This window comes from Kitasatospora sp. YST-16 (assembly GCF_026802215.1).
Lineage (GTDB): Bacteria > Actinomycetota > Actinomycetes > Streptomycetales > Streptomycetaceae > Kitasatospora > Kitasatospora cineracea.
The window spans coordinates 4,800,578-4,818,875 of record NZ_CP113837.1; the positions used below are offsets into that span (position 1 = coordinate 4,800,578).

Below are 18,298 nucleotides of genomic sequence, written 5' to 3' on the forward strand. Positions count from 1 at the left end.
ACCGGGCGTGCCCAGCGGGCAGAGGCCCGGCCCACCAGAACTCACCCTTGAGGATCGCTGCATGCCTGGCATCACGCGCGAGGAGGTCGCCCACCTCGCCCGGCTGTCGCGTCTGGAGTTGCAGGCGGAGGAGTTGGACCACTTCGCCGAGCAGCTCGACGTGATCATCGGCGCGGTCGCCCGCGTTTCCGAGGTCGCGGGGCAGGACGTCCCGCCGACCTCCCACCCGCTCCCGCTCACCAACGTGATGCGCGCGGACGAGGTGCGACAGTCGCTGACCCCGGAGCAGGCGCTGTCCGGCGCCCCGGCCAGCGAGGACCAGCGTTTCCGCGTGCCGCAGATCCTCGGGGAGGACTGACCGAGATGACCGAGCTGATCAAGTACACGGCGGCCGAGACGGCCACCGCGATCGCCAAGGGCGAGGTCTCGGCGGTCGAGGTCGCCCAGGCCCACCTGGACCGGATCGACGCCGTCGACAAGAAGGTCAACGCCTTCCTGCACGTCGACCGCGAGGGCGCGCTGGCCGCGGCCCGCGCCGTCGACGACAAGCGCGCGGCCGGCGCCGAACTCGGCCCGCTGGCCGGCGTGCCGCTGGCGCTCAAGGACGTGTTCACCACCAAGGGCATGCCGACCACCTGCGGGTCGAAGATGCTCGAGGGCTGGATCCCGCCCTACGACGCCACCCTGACGAAGCGCCTGAAGGACGCCGACGTCGTCATCCTCGGCAAGACCAACATGGACGAGTTCGCGATGGGCTCCTCCACCGAGAACTCCGCCTACGGCCCCACCGGCAACCCCTGGGACCTCACCCGGATCCCCGGCGGCTCCGGCGGCGGCTCGGCGGCCGCGCTGGCCGCCTTCGAGGCGCCGCTCGCCATCGGCACCGACACCGGCGGCTCGATCCGCCAGCCCGGCGCCGTCACCGGCACCGTCGGCGTCAAGCCCACCTACGGCTCGGTGTCCCGCTACGGCCTGGTCGCCTTCTCCTCCTCGCTCGACCAGGGCGGCCCGTGCGCCCGCACCGTGCTCGACACGGCGCTGCTGCACGAGGCCATCGCCGGGCACGACCCGCTCGACTCCACCTCCGTCGACGCCCCCGTCCCCGACGTGGTCGCCGCCGCCCGGATGCGCGACGTGCGCGGCATGCGGATCGGCGTGGTCAAGGAGTTCGCCGGCGAGGGCTACCAGGCCGGCGTCATGCAGCGCTTCGAGGAGTCCGTCGAGCTGCTGCGCGAACTGGGCGCCGAGGTCGTCGAGGTCTCCTGCCCGTCGTTCACGCTGGCGCTGCCCGCGTACTACCTGATCGCCCCGTCCGAGGCGTCCTCGAACCTCGCCCGGTTCGACGCCATGCGCTACGGCCTGCGGGTCGGCGACGACGGCACCCGCTCCGCCGAGCAGGTCACCGCGCTCACCCGCGAGGCCGGCTTCGGCTCCGAGGTCAAGCGCCGCATCATCCTGGGCACCTACGCGCTGTCGTCCGGCTACTACGACGCCTACTACGGCTCCGCGCAGAAGGTCCGCACCCTGATCTCCCGGGACTTCGACGCCGCCTTCGCGGGCGTGGACGTGCTGGTCTCCCCGACCACCCCGACCACGGCATTCCCGATCGGCGAGCGGGCAGACGACCCGATGGCGATGTACCTCGCCGACCTGTGCACCATTCCCTCGAACCTCGCGGGCAACGCGGCCATGTCGCTGCCCTGCGGGCTCGCCCCGGAGGACAATCTCCCGGTCGGCCTGCAGATCATCGCCCCCGCGATGGCGGACGACCGCCTCTACCGCGTGGGCGGCGCCGTCGAGGCCGCGCTCAACGACAAGTGGGGCCACGCCCTGCTGGAGGAGGCACCGGCACTATGAGCAAGATCGAGAAGGCCAAGGGCTGGAAGCACTCGAAGCCCGGCCTGTGGCTGTCCATCGGCACCAGCGCCTTCGGCGCCGTCTCCATCGCCAAGGACATCCGCGGCGCCCGCGCCGACAACGACACCCTCAAGCTGATCAACGCCGTGGTCGGCGCCGCCGCCCTGATCACCGGCACCGCGCTCCTCGTCCGCGAGCTCAAGCGTCTCGGCGACGACGACGTCCTGCTCGGCTAGTAGCGCTGGTCTCGAAGAGGTCGGGAAGAAGAAATGATCACGCAGATCCGCATCGACGGCTTCAAGTCGTTCGTCGGCTTCGAGCTGGATGTGCATCCGGTGACCGTTCTTCTCGGCGTCAACGGGGCCGGCAAGTCCAACCTGTTCGACGCGCTGCGGCTGGTCGCCGGGACGGTCCGCCGGGGTTTCAAGGAGACCCTGGCGGCGGACCGGCGGCTGGCCGCGCGTGACCTGTTCCACCGGAACGGCACAGGGGCACTGCGGGACGAGTTCACGATCGCGGTCAGGATGACCGTTCCGCTGAGCAGCCCGCGGGTTGTAGAAGTACAGTTGTCCGCGCTCCGGAACGGGTCTGGCAGCGCCATTCTCGATCAGGACGGCAGTTGGGTCCGGATACTGGACTCGGCGGGTCGGCCCGGGGAACGCGTTCCGCTGACCGAGGTCCAGGACACCAGGAACAGGTTCGCGCACGGAACGATCGAACGTACCGATGTGGCGGAGGCGGCGTTCTGGCTGCTCGCAGAGTGCGCCACCTGGCAGCCGTACACCTTGGAACCCGACGCGCTGCGGGAACTGGGGCGGCCGGAGGCGGACGGTCCACTGGAGCCGCGCGGCAGCAACCTGGCGACCGTGGTGAACCGGATCGAGGCGGCCGCTCCCGACCGGTTCATCCGGCTGGTGGCCGATCTGGCGGCGCTGGTGCCGGGAGTGCGGGGCATCCGGACCGAAGTACTGCGCACGCGCGGCGAGTTCGACTTCGAGGTGGAGTTCCAGTACACCGGGTGGGTCTCGCCCGCCTCGCTCTCGGACGGTACGCTGCGGGCGCTCGCGTTGCTCGCCGCGCACTGGGACCGAGGACGGGGGCTCCTCGCGGTCGAGGAGATCGAGAACGGGATGCACCTCTCGCAGGTGGCCGAGTTGGTGCGTCGGCTCGGGCGCGGGGAGGGTCAACTGCTGGCCACCACGCACTCGTCCGCGCTGCTGACCGCGCTGCGGAACGACCTGTCCGGGAGCGTGGTGTTCCTGGAACAGGCCAACCACGTTGACCCGGGGCGCGGCACGATCTCCAGGATCACGGTGCCCCTTCCGCTACTGCCGCACACTCCGGACACCGAGCCCGGCACCGTTAAGTCGCCGGAAGCGGTCGAGCGGTTGCTGCACGGCCTCGGACGGGGGGCGAGGTGAGCCGGTGGCTGTCCCTCGGGCTGATGGCGGAAGGGGTGAGCGACGAGCCGTTCCTGCGGACGCTGATTACCCGTCAGGTGGAAGACCTGCTGCTGGCCAAGGCGCCCGGCCCGGTGGACGTGCAGCCGTGCGAGGTCTCGGTCGTGCGGATCACTGACTGGGGCGCATCGGAAGCGGCCAGGAGGATGGCGGCCGAACACGGGTTGCTCTTCCTGCACAGTGACCGGAAGGAACGCGCCAAGGCGGACGGCCTCGCGGCCGAACTGCGCGAGTGGGCGCGGGAGGCGAAGGTTGCCGAGCCGGTGGTCCTGATCCCGGTGCAGATGACCGAGTCGTGGATGCTTGCCGATCGGGAAGCGATCACGAGGACGGTCGGTGGGGCGGACCTCGGTGCCTACCCGTACAAGCACCCGGCGGACGTGGAGAAGGCGCACAACAGCCCGGACCACCCCGCCTACGCGAAGCGTGTTTGGCAGGCGATCGCCGGGAAGGGCCACGGCGGGGCGCTGGACGACAGCATGGAACTACTGGCACAGCACATTGATCTTGAAATTCTCGGACGGCTGCCGTCGTACCAGCGATGGCTCGCGGACACCGAAGACGCATTGAAATTGAAGGGATTCCTGTGAGCACCATGAGCCTGGTGTCCTATGACGACGCACTGGCCTCGTACGACCCGGTGATGGGCCTTGAGGTCCACGTCGAGCTGGGTACCAAGACCAAGATGTTCTGCGGCTGCTCCACCGAACTCGGTGCGGAGCCCAACTCGCAGACCTGCCCGACCTGCCTCGGCCTGCCCGGTTCGCTGCCGGTGGTCAACGCGGTCGGCGTGGAGTCCGCGATCCGGATCGGGCTCGCGCTGAACTGCGAGATCGCCGAGTGGTGCCGGTTCGCCCGGAAGAACTACTTCTACCCGGACATGCCGAAGAACTTCCAGACCAGCCAGTACGACGAGCCGATCGCCTTCAACGGCTACCTCGACGTGCAGCTGGAGGACGGCGAGGTCTTCCGGGTGGAGATCGAGCGCGCCCACATGGAGGAGGACACCGGCAAGTCCACCCACGTCGGCGGCGCCACCGGCCGGATCCACGGCGCGGAGTACTCGCTGCTGGACTACAACCGGGCCGGCATCCCGCTGATCGAGATCGTCACCAAGCCGATCGAGGGCGCGGGCCACCGGGCCCCCGAGGTCGCCAGGGCGTACGTCGCCGAACTGCGCGAGCTGATCCGGGCGCTGGGCGTCTCCGAGGCCCGGATGGACAAGGGCCAGATGCGCTGCGACGTCAACCTGTCGCTGCGCCCCAACGGCACCGAGACCTTCGGCACCCGCAGCGAGACGAAGAACGTCAACTCGCTGCGCAGCGTCGAGCGGGCCGCCCGGTTCGAGATCCAGCGGCACGCCACGGTGCTCGGCGACGGCGGGACGATCGTCCAGGAGACCCGGCACTTCCACGAGGAGGACGGCTCCACCACGGCCGGCCGGATCAAGGACAACGCCGAGGACTACCGGTACTTCCCCGAGCCCGACCTGGTGCCGGTCGCCCCGGCCCGGGAGTGGGTCGAGGAGCTGCGGGCTTCGCTGCCGGAGCTGCCCCGGGTCCGCCGGGCCCGGCTGCAGGCCGAGTGGAACCTGTCCGACAAGGACATGCAGTCGGTGCTCAACGCCGGTGCGGTGGAGCCGATCTCGGAGACCATCGCGGCCGGCGCCCCCGCCGACCAGGCCCGCAAGTGGTGGATGGGCGAGCTGGCGCGGCGCGCCAACGAGACCGGCACCGAGCTGTCCGAGCAGCCGATCACCCCGGCCCAGGTGGCCCGGGTGTGCGCGCTGGTCGCCGAGGGCAAGCTCAACGACAAGCTGGCCCGCCAGGTCATCGAGGGCGTCCTCGCGGGCGAGGGCGAGCCGGACGAGGTGGTCGCCGAGCGCGGCCTCGCCGTGGTCTCGGACGACTCCGCGCTCGGCGCGGCCGTCGACCAGGCGATCGCCGACAACCCGGACGTCGCCGCGAAGATCCGCGACGGCAAGGTGCAGGCGGTCGGCGCGCTGGTCGGCGCGGTGATGAAGACCACCCGCGGCCAGGCCGACGCGGCCCGGGTCAAGGACCTCATCCTGGAGAAGCTCGCCTGAGCAGTGCCTAGACGAGACGGCGGGGTCTAAGGAGGCTGCTTAGGCCCGCCGAGCACGGTGCCCGTCCCCGGGAGGGGGCGGGCACCGGCGTTTTCCCCACCCGGCCGCCCGCGGAGATCGGGCAGGCTCCCGATGTGGCGCACCCCCCTGGGGGCGGAGGCTGGACACCAGCACGCAACGAGGGGAAAACACCGTGTACGAGTACGAGTTGTTCAAGGTACGGGAACGCGAACTGCACGACCGGGCCGCCGCCGAGCGGCTGGCCCGGGAGGCGGCCGGTCCGCGCACCGGGCTGGTCGGGCGGGTGGTGCGGGCGGTCCGCCGGGAGGCGGCCGCGCCGCGGGTCAACTCCGGTGCGGAGCAGGGCCGTTCGAGCGCCGTGGCGGGCTGTGCCGGATGACCGCCGGGCCCGGCCGGTCCGGCGGGTGGGATAACCGCTCGGCCCTGTTCGAGGGCTGTGGCATGCTCACGGGCATGGAGCAGACAGTCAGCCCGGTCTTCGTCGGACGCGGCCGGGAGAGCGGTGTGCTCGGGGCCGGCCTGGACCGGGCGGGGGCGGGGGAGCCCAAGGCCGTGCTGGTCGGCGGCGAGGCGGGGGTCGGCAAGACCCGGCTGCTGGAGGAGTTCCTGGCCCGGGCCGAGGCGGACGGCGCGGTCACCGCGCTGGGCGCCTGCCTGGAGGTCGGCGCCGAGGGCCTGCCGTACGGGCCGCTCTCGGCCGCGCTGCGCCGCCTGCACCGGCGGCTCGGCCCGGAGCTGGAGCGGGCCGCCGCCGGGCTGGAGGGCCACCTCGCCCGGCTGCTGCCGGACTTCGGCGAGGCCGACGGCGAGGGCAACGACGAGTACGGCCGGGCCCGGCTGTTCGAGCACACCACCCGGCTGTTCGAGCGGCTGGCCGAGCATCGGACGGTGGTGCTGGCCATCGAGGACCTGCACTGGTCGGACCGCTCCACCCGGGAACTGCTCGCCTACCTGGTCCGCACCCTGCACCGCTCCCGGGTGCTGATCGTCGCCACCTACCGCACCGACGACCTGCACCGCCGCCACCCGCTGCGCCCGTTCCTGGCCGAACTCGAGCGGCTGCGCACCGTCCAGCGGATCGAACTGGACCGCCTGGACCGGCCCGAGGTGGCCGCCCAACTGGCCGGCATCCTCGGCCCCGAGCCGCTCGGCCGGGACGTGGTGGACCGGATCCACCGCCGCTCCGAGGGCAACCCGTTCTTCGTCGAGGAACTCGCCGCCGCCTACCGCGACGGCTGCCTGGCCTGCGTCACCGAGTCGCTGCGCGACATCCTGCTGGTCCGGGTCGAGGCGCTCCCCGAGGAGACCCAGCGGATCGTCCGGATCGCCGCCGAGGGCGGCTCCCGGATCGAGCACGCCCTGCTCGCCGCCGTCGTCGCCGAGCACGGCCCCGACGGCTCCCGCACCGGCGAGGACCAGCTGATCGCCGCCCTGCGCACCGCCGTCGGCGCCAACATCCTGCGCCCCGACACCGACGGCGAGGGCTACCGGTTCCGGCACGCGCTGGTCCGCGAGGCGGTCTCCGACGACCTGCTGCCCGGCGAACGGCAGGGCATCAACCGGCGGTTCGCCACCGTCCTGGAGGCCGACCCGTCGCTGGTCCGGGCCGAACAGCGCACCGCCCGGCTCGCCGACTACTGGTACCACGCCCACCAGCCCGCCCGGGCGCTGCCCGCCGCCCTCGACGCCGCCCGCGCCGCCCGCCGCCGCAACGCCTTCGCCGAGCAGCTCACCATGCTCGAACGCGCCATCGAGCTCTGGGACACCGTCTCCGAACAGGTCCTCGCCACCACCCTGCGCCCCTACGACTGGGCCGAGACCTACCCGCCCTGCGCCTGCGACGACGGCGAGCACCACGACTGCGAGCGCCTGCAACTCGTCGACGTGCTGGCCGAAGCGGTGGTCGCCGCCCGCCGGGCCGGCGACCGCGACCGCGGCCAGGGCCTGGCCCGCCGCGCCCTCGCCCTGGTCGACGAGACCGGCAACCCGCTGCGCGCCGCCTGGTTCCGGCTCCAGCGCGCCAAGATGCTCGACCAGCTCAAGCGCAGCGGCGGCCTGGAGGAGATCCAGTACGCCCACCGCCTGGTCCGGGGCCTCGGCCCGTCCGCCGTGCAGGCCGAGGCGCTCGCCCTGGAGGCCGCGCACGGCCTGCTCCGCAACCCCGGCCCGGACGCCGTCGCCACCGCCGAACGCGCCGTCGACGTCGCCCGCCGGGCCGGCGAACCCTCCGTCGAGGTGCACGCCCGGGTCACCCTGGCCGGACTGCTCGGCGACTTCGAGGACGCCGAACGGGCCGTCGCCCTGCTCGCCGAGGCCGTCGAACTGGCCCGCCCGCTCGGCAACGGCGACGTCCACACCCGCGGCCTGAACAACCTGGCCAGCCTGCTGCTCTCGGTCGGCCGCGCCGAGGAGGCCGCCACCGCCGCCCGCCAGGGCCTGGAGGCCGCCCGCGGCAGCGGGCTGATGCTCAACACCGGCCCGATCCTCACCGGCAACCTCGCCGAGGCGCTGCTCGCCACCGGCCGCACCGAGGAGGCCGCCGCCGTCCTCGCCGACTGGGACGACAAGCCCGAGGCCGACACCCACGGCGAGTTCATGGACCGGCTGCGCGGCGAACTCGCCCTGCTCCGCGGCGACCTGGCCGCGGCCGAGACCCACTGGAACAACGCCCACGCCAGCGGCGGCGGCGGCGCCCAGCCCCAGCACGTGCTGCCCACCGCCTCGCTCGGCGTCCGGCTCGCCATCCGGCTCGGCCGCCCCGAACAGGCCCGCGCCCGGCTCGCCGAAGCCCTCGACGGCACCGTCCTCACCCGGCAGGGCGGCCACCTGCTCCCGCTGCTCACCCACGCCGCCGAGGCCGAGGCCGACCAGCACCCGCGCACCCCCGAGGGCGAGGCCGCGCTGGCCCGGATCGCCGCCGAGGCCGCCCGGATCACCCCGCGCTGCGACCTCGACCGCGGCTGGGCCGCCCTGCTGGCCGGCGAACTCGCCCGCGCCGCCGGCCGCCCCACCGCCGAGCACCGGCAGCGCGCCGTCACCGCGCTGCGCGCCGCCGCCCTGCCCGGCCCGCTCGCGCTGGCCCTGCTGCGCGCCGCCGAGGACAGCGCCGCCGCCGGAGACCGGGAGACCGCCGCCGCCCAGCTCCACGAGGCCGCCGAACTCGCCCGCCGCCGCGGCGACCTGACCACCCGCCGGGACGCCGACCTGCTGGCCGCCCGGCTCGGCCCGGCCCGCCGGGCCGCCGCCGACCCCGAGCCCGGCTCGGGCCCCGGCCTCGGCCTCACTCCGCGCGAGCGGGACGTGCTGCGCCAGCTCGCCCTCGGCCGGAGCAACCGGCAGATCGCCGAACAGCTGTTCATCTCGCCGAAGACCGCCAGCGTGCACGTCTCCAACATCCTGGCCAAGCTCGCCGTCACCGGCCGCGGCGAGGCCGCCGCGCTGGCCCACCGGCTGCGGCTGTTCCCGGACGAGGAGCCCGCCACCAGCGGCTCCTGACGCCCCGTCGGACCCCGCGCCGCAACCCCCGCCGTCCCCGCGCCGCCGTTCCCGCGGGGGTCCTCCGCCGCCCGTCCGCCTGCGCCGAACGGGCGATCCCGGTCCCAACCGGCTTCACGCCACCTGCGGTTCATTACTCTAAGTTGAGCGGACGTGCCAGTGCGTGACCGCAGTGGTGTAGGGTCCGAAGCGGGAACACCGGTACGGCCACGGGCCGGAGGGGGAGATGTCGATTGAACTCCACCGAGTCGGTGCTGCCTGCCCGTACCCCGCTCAGCCGGCTGACGGCCGCGCTGCTCGCGGTGCTCTGCGCCGGGTACGCCGCCGGCGCCGCCGTCGGCTGGGGGTCGAGTGAACTCGCACTGGTGATGGGGGACTTCGGTCTCGCCGGGGCGGCCCTCGTGGCCGCCCTGTCCTGTCTGGCGCACGGCGTCGCGGTGGGCGGCCACACCCGGCCGGCCTGGCTGCTGTTCGGGCTCTCCTCGGCGATGGTGGCCTTCGGCAACGGCGCCTGGGGCTGGTACGAGGTGGTGCTCCGGCAGCCGCTGCCGCCGGACTCGCTGGCCGACTACGCCTTCCTGCTGTTCGCCCCGCTGGCCATCATCGGCCTGCTGGTGCTGGCCCAGCGCCCGCGCACCCCGGCCGGCTGGCTCTGCCTGCTGCTGGACGGCTGGCTGGTGGCCGGTTCGCTGTTCACGCTCAGCTGGAGCCTGGCGCTCGGCCGGGTCGCGGCCGGCGACGGCGACGACCCGCTGAAGCTCGCCCTCGGCCTCGGCTACCCGGTGCTGGACATCCTGCTGGTCAGCCTGGTGGTCGGGCTGCGCTTCCGGGGCCGGGACGGCAACCGGGCCGCCGTGCACACCGCGATGATCGGCCTGGCGCTGACCGTGGTCTGCGACGCGCTGTTCACCACCCCGCAGTTCCACAGCGACTACCACTCCGGCGAACTGCTGGACGCGGGCTGGTTCGCGGGCTCGCTGCTGCTCGCCTGGGCCCCCTGGCAGCACGGCCGCCACCCGTCCCGCGAGCACCCGTCCGCGCAGGGCTCGCCGCGTCGCCGGGTGGCCTCCACCTTCAGCGCGCTCACCCCGTACGCGGCCGCCGCCGTCTGCACCGCCGGCATCCTCTACAACGCGCTCGGCGGCCGCCCGCTGGACCGGGTGATGCTGGCCGCCGCCAGCACGGTGGGCCTGGCGCTGATCGTCCGGCAGGGCGTGATGCTGCTGGACAACCTCTCGCTGGCCCAGGAACTCGCCACCAAGGAGGCGCACTTCCGCTCCCTGGTGCAGGGCTCCAGCGACGTCATCATGATCGCCGGGCCGTCCGGGGCGCTGTCCTACGTCAGCCCCGCCGCGCTGCGGGTCTACAACCGGGACCCGGAGGACCTGGTCGGCGGCAACCTGCTCAACCTGGTCCACCCCGAGGACGTCGACCGGGTGCTGGCCGAGGTCCGCCGGATCCTGGCCCGCACCAGGGGCGCCCGGTTCGGCATCGGCGAGCCCTCGGCCCGGGTCGAGTGCCGGATCCGCTCCGGCGAGGGGGAGTGGCTGCACGTGGAGTCCACCGTCAACCCGTACCGGGACGGCCTGATCCTCAACAGCCGGGACATCACCGAACGGGTCCGGCTGCAGGCCCAGTTGCAGCACAACGCGTTCCACGACCCGCTCACCGACCTGCCCAACCGGGCGCTGTTCGCCCAGCGGGTCCGGGCCGCGCTCTCCGCGCAGGGGCCGGTCGGCACCGCCGTCGCGGTGCTCTTCCTCGACCTGGACGGCTTCAAGGCCGTCAACGACACCGCCGGGCACCAGGTCGGCGACGAACTGCTGGTGCAGGCCGCCCGCCGGCTGCAGGCCGCCGTCCGCAGCGAGGACACCGTGGCCCGGTTCGGCGGCGACGAGTTCGCGGTGCTGGTGCGCGGCCGGCTCGGCCACCCGCAGGTCCGCGACCTGGCCGAACGGATCCGCGGCGCGCTCTCCGAGCCGTACTGGATCGGCGGGGCCGAACTCGGCGTCGCCGCCTCGATCGGCATCGCGTTCGGCCCCGACGCCCCGCTGCCGGTGCCCGAACCCGCGCCCGCCGCGCCCGCCGCCCCCGGCGGGCCGGGGAGCGCCGGGAACGGTCCCCGCAAGGACGGCTCCCGCAAGGACCGCGACGGCGCCGCCGGGCCCGCCGCCTCGGCCGCCGACGAACTGCTGCGCAACGCCGACCTGGCGATGTACCAGGCCAAGTCCCGCGGCAAGGGCCGGGTGGTGCTCTACACCCCGGCGATGCGGGCCGAACTCGACCGCCGCAGCGAACTGGAGGAGCGGCTGCGGGCCGCCGTCCGGGAGGGCTCCTTCACGCTGCTGCACCAGCCCGTGGTCGAGCTCGCGGGCGGCCGGCTCACCGGCGTCGAGGCGCAGGCCCGCTGGCGCTCGGCCGGCGGACTGCTGCTCACCCCTGCCGAGTTCCTGCGCACCGCCGACTCCGGCGACGCCGCCACCCGGTTCGCCCGCTGGCTGCTCACCGAGGCCGTCGCCGCGGCCGCCCGCCGCCGCGCCGACGGCCCGGCCGCCCCGCCCGTCCCGGTCACCGTCCGGCTCGCCGCCGAACGGCTCTGCGCCCCCGGCATGTACGAGACGCTGGCCGCCGCGCTGCGCGACACCGGGCTGCCGCCCGAACTGCTGGTGCTGGAGGTAGCCCGGACCGGGCCGGACGCGCTGGCCGACGAACTCGGCCGCCGGCTGGCCGCGCTGCGCCGCCTCGGGGTGTCCACCGCGCTCGCCGGGTTCGGCGCCGGCGGCGGCTCGCTGGGCGCGCTGGCCCGGCTGCCGTTCGACGCCCTCAAGCTCGACCGCAGCCTGGTCCAGGACGTCGCCGAGTCCACCCTGACCCGGGCGCTGGCCGGCCACGCGCTGCGGCTGGCCCGCGACCTCGGCCTGGCCACCGGCGCCGACGGGGTCGACCACCCCCGGCAGGTCGCCGCCCTGCAGGAGCTCGGCTGCCGCCGCGGCCAGGGCCTGGCCTTCGACCGGCCGCTGGACGAACTGCGGCTGCGCCGGGCGCTGCTGCGCCGCGGCTACCCGGTGCCGCGGCAGCCGCAGGGCGGCCCGGGCCGCCGTCCGCTGCTCACTCCCGACCCGCGAACGGGTGGTCTGGCCGAGGCCGCCGGGGCCCGCCCCGGAGCCCCGCACCCCGGCCTCGACCTGCCGCAACGGCACGCGGTGGGCGGTCCGAGCGGTGGCCCGCATGGTGAGACGGCGGTCCCACCAGCTTGACACCCGCCACTGCGTGGGAGGAAGGTCGGTGCCATGACCACCCGAATTCTCGTACTTGGCGGGCGCGTCGGCTGAATCGCAGCCCGACGCGCCTCCCCCTCGCATGCCCTGGGCACGAGGGGTTTTTTGTTGCACGAATGCTGGTTGGCCACCGCACCACCACTGGCCTCAACCACCTGAAATCCGGACGATTGAGGCAGGGCCGGAGACCGGCCCGAACCCCTCCGCCGCCCGGGCCGGCGCCCCCCGAGCAGAACCCGAGAAGAGACAGGCAGATGACTGAGCACGCCGCAACCCCCCGCCGCGGGGACCACCCGGCCGCCCACGCTCCGGGTCCCCAGACCACCGAGACCATGACCGGCGCGCAGTCGCTCATCCGCTCGCTCGAAGCCGTGGGCGCCGACACCGTGTTCGGCATCCCCGGTGGGGCGATCCTCCCCGCGTACGACCCGCTGATGGACTCCACCAAGGTCCGGCACATCCTGGTCCGCCACGAGCAGGGCGCCGGCCACGCCGCGACCGGCTACGCGCAGGCCACCGGCCGGGTCGGCGTCTGCATGGCCACCTCCGGCCCGGGCGCGACCAACCTGGTCACCCCGATCGCCGACGCGTACATGGACTCGGTGCCGATCGTCGCGATCACCGGCCAGGTCGCCTCCAAGGCGATCGGCACGGACGCCTTCCAGGAGGCGGACATCTGCGGCATCACCATGCCGATCACCAAGCACAACTACCTGGTGACCGACCCGGCCGAGATCCCCCGGGTGATCGCCGAGGCGTTCCACATCGCCGCCACCGGCCGCCCCGGCCCGGTCCTGGTCGACATCGCCAAGGACGCCCTGCAGGCGCAGACCGTCTTCCGCTGGCCGGTCGAGACCGCGCTGCCCGGCTACCGCCCGGTCACCAAGCCGCACGCCAAGCAGATCCGCGAGGCCGCCAAGCTGCTGGTGAACGCCAAGCGCCCGGTGCTGTACGTCGGCGGCGGCGTGCTCAAGGCCAACGCGGGCGCCGAACTGCGCATCCTGGCCGAGCTGACCGGCGCGCCCGTGGTCACCACCCTGATGGCGATCGGCGTCTTCCCGGACAGCCACCCGCAGCACCTGGGCATGCCCGGCATGCACGGCTCCGTCCCCGCGGTCACCGCCCTGCAGAAGAGCGACCTGCTGTTCACCCTGGGCGCCCGCTTCGACGACCGGGTCACCGGCAAGCTCGACTCCTTCGCCCCGAACGCCAAGGTCGTGCACGCCGACATCGACCCCGCCGAGATCGGCAAGAACCGCCCGGCGGACGTCCCGATCGTCGGCGACGCCCGCGAGGTGCTGGCCGACCTGATCGTCGCCGTCCAGGCCGAGTTCGACGCCGGCCACCGCGGCGACTACACCGAGTGGTGGACCCGGCTCAACGAGTGGAAGAAGACCTACCCGGTCGGCTACGAGCCCGCCCCCGAGGGCCGGTTGTCGCCCCAGCAGGTGATCGAGCGGATCGGCCAGCTGGTCGGCCCGGACGCGATCTACGCCGCGGGCGTCGGCCAGCACCAGATGTGGGCCAGCCAGTTCATCCAGTTCGAGAAGCCGGCCACCTGGCTGAACTCCGGCGGCGCCGGGACGATGGGCTACGCCGTCCCCGCCGCGATGGGCGCCAAGGCCGGCAGGCCGGACGTCCCGGTCTGGGCGATCGACGGCGACGGCTGCTTCCAGATGACCAACCAGGAACTGACCACCTGCACCCTGAACGACATCCCGATCAAGGTCGCGGTCATCAACAACGGTTCGCTGGGCATGGTCCGCCAGTGGCAGACGCTGTTCTACAACCAGCGCTACTCCAACACCGTGCTGCACTCCGGCCCCGGCCACGACGGCATCGAGCCGCCCGCCCAGGGCACCCGCGTCCCGGACTTCGTGCTGCTCTCCGAGGCGATGGGCGCGGTCGGCTTGCGCTGCGAGCGCCCCGAGGACCTGGACGCGGTGATCAAGCAGGCGATGGAGATCAACGACCGCCCGGTGGTCATCGACTTCATCGTCCACCAGGACGCGATGGTCTGGCCGATGGTCGCGGCCGGCACCAGCAACGACGAGATCCAGTTCGCCCGGGGCGTGCGCCCCGACTTCGGCGACGACCTGGACTGACGGACCCACGGACCCGAAAGCGATGACCACCATGTCCAAGCACACCCTGTCCGTCCTGGTCGAGAACAAGCCCGGCGTGCTCGCCCGGATCGCCGCGCTGTTCTCCCGCCGCGGCTTCAACATCGACTCGCTCGCGGTCGGCCCGACCGAGCACCCCGACATCTCCCGGATGACCATCGTGGTGAACGTCGAGGAACTGCCGCTGGAGCAGGTCACCAAGCAGCTCAACAAGCTGGTCAACGTGATCAAGATCGTCGAGCTGGACCAGTCCCAGGCGGTCCAGCGCGAGCTGGTCCTGGTCAAGGTCCGGGCCGACGCGGAGACCCGCTCGCAGGTCACCGAGATCGTCCAGCTGTTCCGCGCCAAGACCGTCGACGTGTCGCCCGACGCGGTGACCATCGAGGCCACCGGCTCCTCGGACAAGCTGGAGGCCATGCTGCGGATGCTGGAGCCGTACGGCATCAAGGAGTTGGTGCAGTCCGGCCTGGTCGCCATCGGCCGGGGCGCCCGCTCCATCACCGACCGCTCGCTGCGCGCGCTGGAGCGCTCCGCCTGACGCGCGCCGCCGCGACCCGTCCCACAACCTGAGCACTGCCATCGAAGTCCGCCGGGTGCGCCTACGGTAGGAACCCCCGGCACCACCATCACGCAAGGAGATGTGCCCCCGTGGCCGAGCTGTTCTACGAAGACGACGCCGACCTGTCCATCATCCAGGGCCGCAAGGTCGCGGTCATCGGCTACGGCAGCCAGGGCCACGCCCACGCGCTGTCGCTGCGCGACTCGGGCGTGGACGTCCGGGTCGGCCTGCTGGAGGGCTCCAAGTCCCGTGCCGCCGCCGCCGAGGCCGGCCTGCGCGTGGTGACCCCGTCCGAGGCCGCGGCCGAGGCCGACGTCATCATGATCCTGGTGCCGGACCCGATCCAGGCCGACGTCTACAAGGACGCGATCGAGCCGAACCTGAAGGCGGGCGACGCCCTGTTCTTCGGCCACGGCCTGAACATCCGGTTCGGCTTCATCCAGCCGCCGGCCGACGTCGACGTCTGCATGGTCGCCCCGAAGGGCCCGGGCCACCTGGTCCGCCGCCAGTACCAGGAGGGCCGCGGCGTCCCGTGCATCGTGGCCGTCGAGCAGGACGCCACCGGCAAGGCCTTCGACCTGGCGCTGTCGTACGCCAAGGGCATCGGCGGCACCAAGGCCGGCGTCATCAAGACCACCTTCACCGAGGAGACCGAGACCGACCTGTTCGGCGAGCAGGCCGTCCTCTGCGGCGGCACCGCCGCCCTGGTGAAGGCCGGCTTCGAGACCCTGGTCGAGGCGGGCTACCAGCCCGAGATCGCCTACTTCGAGTGCCTGCACGAGCTGAAGCTCATCGTCGACCTGATGTACGAGGGCGGCCTGGAGAAGATGCGCTGGTCGGTCTCCGAGACCGCCGAGTGGGGCGACTACGTGACCGGCCCCCGCATCATCACCGCCGACACCAAGGCCGAGATGAAGAAGGTCCTCACCGAGATCCAGGACGGCACCTTCGCCAACACCTGGATCGCCGAGTACAAGGCCGGTCTGCCGAAGTACAACGAGTACAAGAACGCGGACAGCGAGCACCTGCTGGAGACCACCGGCAAGAAGCTCCGCAAGCTGATGAGCTGGGTGGACCAGGAGGCCTGATCTCCGCCCGTCCCGGTTGTACAACAAGGCTGTTCCCGTCCGGGTGATTTCGCCGGACGGGAGCAGTCCCGGTAGGACCCCGCCGATAGACTCCGAACCACGCGTCAGGCCCACAGCGTCGTGCGTCTAGCTACGCGACATGCCACCTTCCCCCCGCCCTGTGCGCGCCACCTCCGTGCGGCGGGGTGAACCGGACAGTTAAGGACACACTGTCGTGAGCAAATCTGTCGTACTGATCGCCGAAGAGCTGTCGCCCGCCACCGTCGACGCGCTGGGCCCCGACTTCGAGATCCGGCACTGCAACGGCGCCGACCGCACCGAGCTGCTGACCGCGATCGCCGACGTGGACGCCGTCCTGATCCGCTCCGCCACCAAGGTGGATGCCGAGGCGCTGGCCGCCGCCAAGAAGCTCAAGGTCGTCGCCCGGGCCGGCGTCGGCCTGGACAACGTGGACGTGGCCGCCTCCACCAAGGCCGGCGTGATGGTCGTCAACGCGCCGACCTCGAACATCGTCACCGCCGCCGAGCTGGCCTGCGGCCTGCTGATCTCGGTCGCCCGCAACATCGCCCCCGCCAACGCCGCGCTCAAGGGCGGCGAGTGGAAGCGCAACAAGTACACCGGCGTCGAGCTGAGCGAGAAGGTGCTCGGCGTGGTCGGCCTCGGCCGGATCGGCGTGCTGGTCGCGCAGCGGATGTCCGCGTTCGGCATGAAGATCGTCGCCTACGACCCCTACATCCAGGCCGCCCGCGCGGCCCAGATGGGCGTCAAGCTGCTCTCCCTGGAGGAGCTGCTGGAGGTCGCGGACTTCATCACCGTCCACCTCCCGAAGACCCCGGAGACCATCGGCCTGATCGGCGACGAGGCCCTGCACAAGGTCAAGCCGAGCGTGCGGATCGTCAACGCCGCCCGCGGCGGCATCGTCGACGAGGAGGCGCTCGTCCGGGCGCTCCAGGAGGGCCGGGTGGCCGGCGCCGGCCTGGACGTCTACTCCAAGGAGCCGTGCACCGACTCCCCGCTGTTCGCCTTCGACAACGTGGTCGCCACCCCGCACCTGGGCGCCTCCACCGACGAGGCACAGGAGAAGGCCGGCATCGCGGTCGCCAAGTCGGTGCGCCTCGCGCTGGCCGGCGAGCTGGTGCCGGACGCGGTCAACGTCCAGGGCGGCGTCATCGCCGAGGACGTCCGCCCGGGCCTGCCGCTGGCCGAGAAGCTCGGCCGGATCTTCACCGCGCTGGCCGGCGAGGTCGCCGTCCGGCTCGACGTCGAGGTCCGCGGCGAGATCACCCAGCACGACGTCAAGGTGCTCGAACTCTCCGCGCTGAAGGGCGTGTTCGAGGACGTGGTGGCCGAGACGGTGTCGTACGTCAACGCCCCGCTGTTCGCCCAGGAGCGCGGCGTCGAGGTCCGGCTGACCACCTCCAGCGAGTCGCCCGAGCACCGCAACGTGATCACCGTCCGCGGCACCCTGGCCGACGGCGGCGAGGTGTCGATCTCCGGCACGCTCTCCGGCCCGAAGCAGACCCAGAAGATCGTCGGCGTGGACGGCTTCGACGTCGACGTGGCGCTCACCGACCACATGGCGTTCTTCCACTACCAGGACCGCCCCGGCGTGGTCGGCACCCTCGGCCGGATCCTCGGCGACGCGGGCATCAACATCGCCGGCATGCAGGTCGCCCGGGACGGCGACAGCGCGCTCGCCTCGATCACCGTGGACAGCGAGGTCTCCCAGGAGGTGCTGGCCGAGATCGCCACCGCGATCGGCGCCAAGTTCTCCCGCTCGGTCAACCTCGGCTGACCCGCCGGCGACTCCGAACGGCCCTTCCGACCTTGAGGCGGAAGGGCCGTTCGCGTACCCGGGAGTGAACCCCGTCTCAGATACTAGGAAATCCAAGTAAATCTGCTGACCTCGCGGCCTCCCCGTCGTACCGTGGAGTAGTCCTACGGTGCGCCACCCCCACAACTACGGGGAGCGTGGCCCGTACGGACCCGTACGCGGTGCGGCAGGCGATCCCTGCTCGGCGTACCCCCTCACCCCTCCCGCGCGCCGCTGCGCCCCCGCACCAAGGAGCCCGGTATGCCGTTCGTCGCAGACCGCACCACCGCCACCACCACCCCCTCCGCCGCTGCCGCCCGCGCCGCCGCCCCGCGCCGCCGCCGCGCCCTCCCGGCCGACCCGCGCACCGCCGCCGCCCTGCAGCGCGCCCTCGACCGGCGCGACAACGGCGCCCCGGCCGCCGACTGACCGCCAACCCCCCTGCTGCGCCGGACGGGTGACGGAGCGTCACCCGAGGGGTGAACCTCCTCGCCCGGCCGGTCGGCGGCTCCTACCTT

Annotated in this window: 14 protein-coding genes; all 14 read left to right on the top strand. The window is 72.8% G+C overall.

The window, feature by feature from the left end; all coding sequences use genetic code 11:
• Nucleotides 1–61 precede the first annotated feature (61 nt).
• The 14 genes from gatC to OU787_RS22055 all read left to right on the top strand — a co-directional run bounded on the left by gatC (nt 62) and on the right by OU787_RS22055 (nt 18,209).
• Nucleotides 62–358 carry an Asp-tRNA(Asn)/Glu-tRNA(Gln) amidotransferase subunit GatC gene (gene gatC, locus OU787_RS21990; RefSeq protein ID WP_030460841.1) on the top strand — a complete coding sequence of 99 codons (297 nt, stop codon included), beginning with the start codon at nt 62–64 and terminating at the stop codon, nt 356–358.
• A gap of 5 nt (nt 359–363) precedes the next feature.
• The gene (gene gatA, locus OU787_RS21995) at nt 364–1,857 is read left to right on the top strand and encodes an Asp-tRNA(Asn)/Glu-tRNA(Gln) amidotransferase subunit GatA (RefSeq protein ID WP_030460840.1); all 1,494 of its coding nucleotides are present in this window, start codon (nt 364–366) and stop codon (nt 1,855–1,857) included.
• The gene (locus OU787_RS22000) at nt 1,854–2,093 is read left to right on the top strand and encodes a hypothetical protein (RefSeq protein WP_030919494.1); all 240 of its coding nucleotides are present in this window, start codon (nt 1,854–1,856) and stop codon (nt 2,091–2,093) included. Before gatA ends, OU787_RS22000 begins: the two co-directional genes overlap by 4 nt.
• 33 nt (nt 2,094–2,126) lie before the next feature.
• Entirely contained in the window at nt 2,127–3,278 is a 1,152-nt protein-coding gene (locus tag OU787_RS22005; RefSeq protein WP_268660342.1) for an AAA family ATPase, read from the top strand.
• 35 nt (nt 3,279–3,313) lie between these two features.
• Nucleotides 3,314–3,907 carry a DUF4276 family protein gene (locus OU787_RS22010; RefSeq protein WP_268660343.1) on the top strand — a complete coding sequence of 198 codons (594 nt, stop codon included), beginning with the start codon at nt 3,314–3,316 and terminating at the stop codon, nt 3,905–3,907.
• Nucleotides 3,908–3,912: 5 nt separating this feature from the next.
• On the top strand, nt 3,913–5,403 hold the full coding sequence (gatB, locus tag OU787_RS22015; protein WP_442788641.1) for an Asp-tRNA(Asn)/Glu-tRNA(Gln) amidotransferase subunit GatB: 1,491 nt from the start codon (nt 3,913–3,915) through the stop codon (nt 5,401–5,403).
• A 193-nt stretch (nt 5,404–5,596) separates the two neighbouring features.
• The gene (locus tag OU787_RS22020) at nt 5,597–5,803 is read left to right on the top strand and encodes a hypothetical protein (protein ID WP_268660345.1); all 207 of its coding nucleotides are present in this window, start codon (nt 5,597–5,599) and stop codon (nt 5,801–5,803) included.
• A gap of 74 nt (nt 5,804–5,877) precedes the next feature.
• Nucleotides 5,878–8,919, top strand: coding sequence for a helix-turn-helix transcriptional regulator (locus tag OU787_RS22025; RefSeq protein WP_268660346.1), 3,042 nt, complete (start codon nt 5,878–5,880; stop codon nt 8,917–8,919).
• Between the two features lie 233 nt (nt 8,920–9,152).
• On the top strand, nt 9,153–12,176 hold the full coding sequence (locus OU787_RS22030) for a putative bifunctional diguanylate cyclase/phosphodiesterase (RefSeq protein ID WP_268660347.1): 3,024 nt from the start codon (nt 9,153–9,155) through the stop codon (nt 12,174–12,176).
• Between the two features lie 275 nt (nt 12,177–12,451).
• Nucleotides 12,452–14,302: an acetolactate synthase large subunit gene (locus tag OU787_RS22035; protein WP_030460835.1), complete on the top strand. Its 1,851-nt coding sequence runs from the start codon at nt 12,452–12,454 to the stop codon at nt 14,300–14,302.
• 31 nt (nt 14,303–14,333) lie between these two features.
• On the top strand, nt 14,334–14,858 hold the full coding sequence (gene ilvN, locus OU787_RS22040; protein ID WP_030460834.1) for an acetolactate synthase small subunit: 525 nt from the start codon (nt 14,334–14,336) through the stop codon (nt 14,856–14,858).
• 110 nt (nt 14,859–14,968) lie between these two features.
• Nucleotides 14,969–15,967: a ketol-acid reductoisomerase gene (gene ilvC, locus OU787_RS22045; protein WP_030460833.1), complete on the top strand. Its 999-nt coding sequence runs from the start codon at nt 14,969–14,971 to the stop codon at nt 15,965–15,967.
• Between the two features lie 214 nt (nt 15,968–16,181).
• Nucleotides 16,182–17,762 (top strand): phosphoglycerate dehydrogenase, encoded by a 1,581-nt coding sequence (gene serA / locus OU787_RS22050; RefSeq protein ID WP_268660348.1) that lies wholly within the window; start codon nt 16,182–16,184, stop codon nt 17,760–17,762.
• Between the two features lie 279 nt (nt 17,763–18,041).
• Complete coding sequence (locus OU787_RS22055) at nt 18,042–18,209, top strand: hypothetical protein (RefSeq protein ID WP_268660349.1); 168 nt, start codon at nt 18,042–18,044, stop codon at nt 18,207–18,209.
• The last annotated feature ends 89 nt before the right edge of the window (nt 18,210–18,298 follow it).